The organism is Dawidia cretensis, from assembly GCF_018598175.1.
Lineage (GTDB): Bacteria > Bacteroidota > Bacteroidia > Cytophagales > Cyclobacteriaceae > Ohtaekwangia > Ohtaekwangia cretensis.
This window is the reverse complement of record NZ_JAHESE010000231.1, coordinates 1-247: the sequence shown is the minus strand read 5'-3', so window position 1 is coordinate 247 and position 247 is coordinate 1. Positions and strand designations below refer to the sequence as shown.

At 33.2% G+C, this 247-nt stretch carries 1 rRNA gene; it reads right to left on the bottom strand.

Features of this window, described 5'->3' with window-relative positions:
• Positions 1-112, bottom strand: a 5S ribosomal RNA gene (gene rrf, locus KK062_RS31330); the annotation flags it as partial.
• Positions 113-247 lie beyond the last annotated feature (135 nt).

Genomic DNA, 247 nt, shown 5'->3' with positions numbered 1-247 from the left:
GCTACGTCCTACTCTCCCAGGCAGTTTCCCACCAAGTACCATCAGCGCTAAAGAGCTTAACTTCTGTGTTCGGAATGGGAACAGGTGTATCCTCTTTGCTATTATAACCACATATTGCCTATTTATAAGACAAGTATTATATTAACATCTTTATTTTTAAATGTCAATAGTTTTGAAGTACTAAATAGTAATTGTTTTTACGATATATACTTCATCAATTGAAGTTAGTACTTTACATAGAGTTAAC